Origin of the sequence: Mycoplasmopsis opalescens ATCC 27921, assembly GCF_000712185.1 — a bacterium.
In the GTDB taxonomy this organism is placed as follows: domain Bacteria; phylum Bacillota_I; class Bacilli_A; order Mycoplasmatales; family Metamycoplasmataceae; genus Mycoplasmopsis; species Mycoplasmopsis opalescens.
Genome location: NZ_KL544020.1, coordinates 1 through 4,438, shown reverse-complemented (window position 1 = coordinate 4,438; position 4,438 = coordinate 1). Strand labels below are relative to the sequence as shown.

Annotated in this window: 2 protein-coding genes; both read left to right on the top strand. The window is 27.5% G+C overall.

The window, feature by feature from the left end; genetic code table 4:
• Positions 1-3,381 (top strand): hypothetical protein (locus T385_RS0103115; protein WP_029906473.1); only part of this gene is annotated, 3,381 nt, incomplete at its 5' end.
• Positions 3,382-4,177: 796 nt separating this feature from the next.
• Positions 4,178-4,438, top strand: a 261-nt coding sequence (locus tag T385_RS0103110; protein WP_029906471.1) for a hypothetical protein, incomplete at its 3' end; no start/stop codon positions are given.

Sequence of the window (4,438 nt, the reverse complement as noted above, 5' to 3'; positions counted from 1 at the left end):
ATTAATGATAATCAAATCGGTAAAGGTGCAGAAAGATATAAAGATTTAATAGCTGATATTGAGAAAAAAATTCAAGATTTTGAAACAAATACAAGCGATAAACTTAATGAATTTAACAATGCAAAATTAAATGAAATTAATCAAGATTTAAAATCATTTAAAGAAACAATTGAAACAAAAAAAGATGCAATTGACAATGAATTTAAAACAAAATTTGAAGAATTAGACAAATTAAAAACTCAAGCAAATGAAGCATTAAAATTAATGCCTACAGAAAATGAATATGAACCAAACAAAAAGGAAGTTCAAGAATTAGTAACCAAAGCTAATGAAATTCATAACTACGATTCTAAAGCTGAATTAGATGCATTAATAAAAGAATTTGAAGTAAAACTAAAATCTGCTGAAACTAAATATGAAGCTGTCAATAACGATAAAAAAACTGTTATTGACCAAATCAATCAAGAAATTCCTTTAGTTAAAGATTTCATTAACAAATACGAAGCTGAATATCCGGATTTAGTAGCTGATTTAAAAAAAGCGCTAGCAGAAGTTAGTGATGATAAAGCACCTTCAATTAACAATACAAAAGTAGATCTTGAATCTAAATTAAATGATCTAAAAACAAAATTAGCTCAAGCGAAAGAAAATCTTGCTAAAAAAGAAACACAATCATTAAATCAATCACTTGAAGCCTTGAAAAAAATTAAAGATTCATTAACAAGCAACGATGAATCAATGAAAAAATTAAAAGCCGAAACTGAAACGCTTATTAATGAAACTGAAACTATTATTAATGGCTCTGATACAGAAGCTAAAAAAACGCAAAAAACTAAAGTTGATGAGTTTCGTGAAAAGGCAAGAAATGAAATTTCTAAATTTAAAGAATTATTAGATAAAGCAAAAAGTGAACATAAAGCGCAAGTTGACGAAGCTAATACTTTATTAGATTCACTTAAAAATGGTGCTAATAAAGACAGTTATACAGAAATTATTTCTTCTTTAGAGCAAGCAATTAATACAAATGAAACCATTTCAGATAATGATCCTATTGTAGAAATTACTAAAAAAACAAATGATCTTAAAAGTGCTGTAGAGAAGGCGAAAAAGGACCAAAAATTAGCTGACAATAAGGCTTTAATAAATAAATTAATTGATGAATTACCTTATCCTAATAATGGTGAAAATGAAGCAATTTCTAAAAGAACAAAAGAGCGATTAAAAACTAAGTTTGCTTCTTCAATCACTGAAAGTACAACAGAAGAAACAATTAATCAGTATAAGAAAACTTTAGAGGATTTAAAAAGCGATCTTCAAAATGCAACAAGCACAATTAATGCTTTTGATGAAGGTGATGCTAAAAATAATTTACTTAAATCTTTAGCTTCAAAAGATGATACAAATATTAAAGATTTCATCACTAATGAGATCAATAAATATGATGAGGCGTATAAATTAATTGAAAAAATAGAACATGTTGAAAAAGATAGTGCTTTTGGAAAAGAAAAAGAACATATTGCATTAGCTAATAATGAAATCGATAACCTTAAAAATTCATTAAAAACTAAAGTTAATAAAACCACTCAAGTTACTGACTTGCAAAATATTGTTGATTTAATTAAAAAAGATACAGAAATTGTTAACAATCTAAAAACTACTTTTAGTGGAGATATTCTAATTGCAAAAAACTTAATAGAAGAATTAAAAGCAAAAAATGATGTTGTGGCCGCTAAGCAAGTTGAATCTAAAATTTCAGGCATTAAAAAAGAATTAGATCGTTTCTGAGCAGATAATGAAAATAGTGGTAAATATATTGAAAAAAATAGCTCATTAGACTACCCTAAAAATGGTAAAGCAAACTTAAAATCATTTGACGAATTCCTCAATACTACAGTAAGATCAGTAAAATCTGAACAAGAATTAAAGGATATCAATGATAAAATAGTACCACTTTATATTAAGGCAATTGATTTTGCAAAGAAAGCAAAACAAATTGATGAAAACATAATGCCTAAGTCAGTTAAGGATGCACTAGCAAACGAATTAGTAAAATATGATGACCCTGAAAAAATGGCTAAAATCATTAATTATGTTGAAAAAGATAATTCTAAATATTTAAAGGCTTACAAAAAGCTTAATACAATCGGTAAAGACACTAATAGAGCAAAATTATTAACGGAATTAAAAGAAGTTGCTACTGAACCTACAGCAAATGATGTTTTAAAGAACATTGATGATGTTTCAGACAAAATTGATAAATTTGCAGAAAAATACCAAGCTACTAAATCAGCATTAGATTCTTACGACAATAATGACTATAAATATGAAAAACAGCTTGGCAGACTTAAAGGTAGATTAGATAGTGCCCAAGATAGTCCAACTTTAGATAATCTTAAAGCCGATATTGAAAAAGCTAATGCTTTAGCAAATAGCAAAAAGGCTTTAGTTGCGACATTAAATGAAATTGCCTATTCAGATAATGCCCCAGCGAAAGTAACTTTATTAAATGCTATTAAAGATATCAAAGATGAAAACGGCATTGAGCCAATTCGAGCAAAATTAAATCAACTTAAAGAAGCAATGAAAAGAGCTAAAGACGATTTAGCTAAACTTGAATATCCTAGTGCTTTAAATAATGAAAAAGATCCGAAGAAAATCATTTCTAATTTATTAGATAATACCACCGAAGTGGATGAAATCAATAGAATTCTTCCTCCTTCATGAAAAGAAGATATTAAAAAATATAAAGAAATGATTAAGATTAACGGATTATCGCAAGATAAACAAAATGATTTAAATAGCAGATTAAATCAAACTTATCCAACTTCAAATGAACAAATTTCAAAAGTTAGTGAATTACACCGTCAAATTATTGAAACCTACAAAGATGATATTCAAAATAAAATCGATAATTATGATGATCAAGGCTTAATTTCTGGTCAAAAACCAAAAATTAAAGATGAAGTTGATAAAATCAACTACGAAAATGGCGATACAATTAAAGATGTTGAGAATAAGGTTAAAAAACTTAAAGCTAAATATGTTGAAACTCAAGAGCTTGGTGAAGAAAAAAAATCAGCTAAAGATATATTAGATAGTATAAAATATCCAAGCGAAGAAAATGCACCGGCATATAAAAATCTTCTTGGTAAATTAAAATCAGCTAAAGATTGGCGCGAATCTAGAGACCTTAGAAATGAATTCTATGGGATAGAACATAATGTTCAAGAAATTATTATTAAAATTGCAGAAAATAGTTGGACAATTGATGAGCAGAAAGAAGAAGAATTTAATAACCGTTTAGATAATGCAGACACCGAAGAAAAGCTTGATAAAATATTAAATGATCTTGAAAAATACCTTAAAAATGAAAACTCTTAGTTAGAATTCAACTAAGGAATAAAATTTAGCACGGAAAATCAGAGATATGCAGTAAAAAAATGATTTAATTTACAGACAAATTACAAGGCACAGCAATTAAGCAAATAAACAATTATCAATAGCTTTAGATGAGTCAATTTCAACTATAAAAAGAAAGCAAAAACGGTTGAAATAGTTTCAAAAAACAGGAACTAAAATCAAAATCTCTCATGGTAATTTAAGTAACAAACATGCTTTTAAACATTCAAATGAGAAATTTATAGAATTAAGCAAAACTTATTTTAAAAGAGATCGATTAACTGGAAATAAAAACAATAATGAAGGATCTTCTTTTTTAACTTTAATCTCTTTTAATGAATTTTTTGAACACTTTGAATGTTCAGAAACTAAAGATTTTTCATATTCAACTTTGGTTAGACACTTTAAACAACTTAAAATTGCTAGTCCATATGCAACAAAAGAAGGTAAAAAAATTACTAAACGAAACAGAAATAAAGTTATAACTAATATAAGATTTATTATTTATATCTCAATTTAAATATTACGAATCCAAAGAAAAAAACAAAGCGCCGTTTAAATTACAAAAATGTATATAAGTTTGGTAATATCGTTGAAATTGATGCCTGTAGTCATTGCTGGCTTAATGGTCATAATAAATTCAAAATGTTGCTCGCTGTGGATAATGGTACATATAAAGTTGTTTAAATACATTTTGAAAAACAAAACAAGAACATTGAAACTGTGATATGTACCCTCTTTACTGGACAAATAAAAACCAGTAAGGAGGGTTATTTTTATGCGCTATAATTTTGAATTTAAAAGAAAGTGTGTTGAAATGTATCGACAAGGGATGTTTCCAAACACCCCGGATGGTGTTTCAAAAGAATTATTTAGAGCCACAGTTCGAAAATGGGTCAGAATCGAAGATGCACGTGGACCTGAAGCATTAAAGCACAAAATACAAAATAAGGTTTGGTCTTCAGAAGAAAAGCATGAGTTAGTATCTCGAGTGCTTGCAGGAAATTCGTTTAATTCTGTTGCGATTAATGCAGGAGTA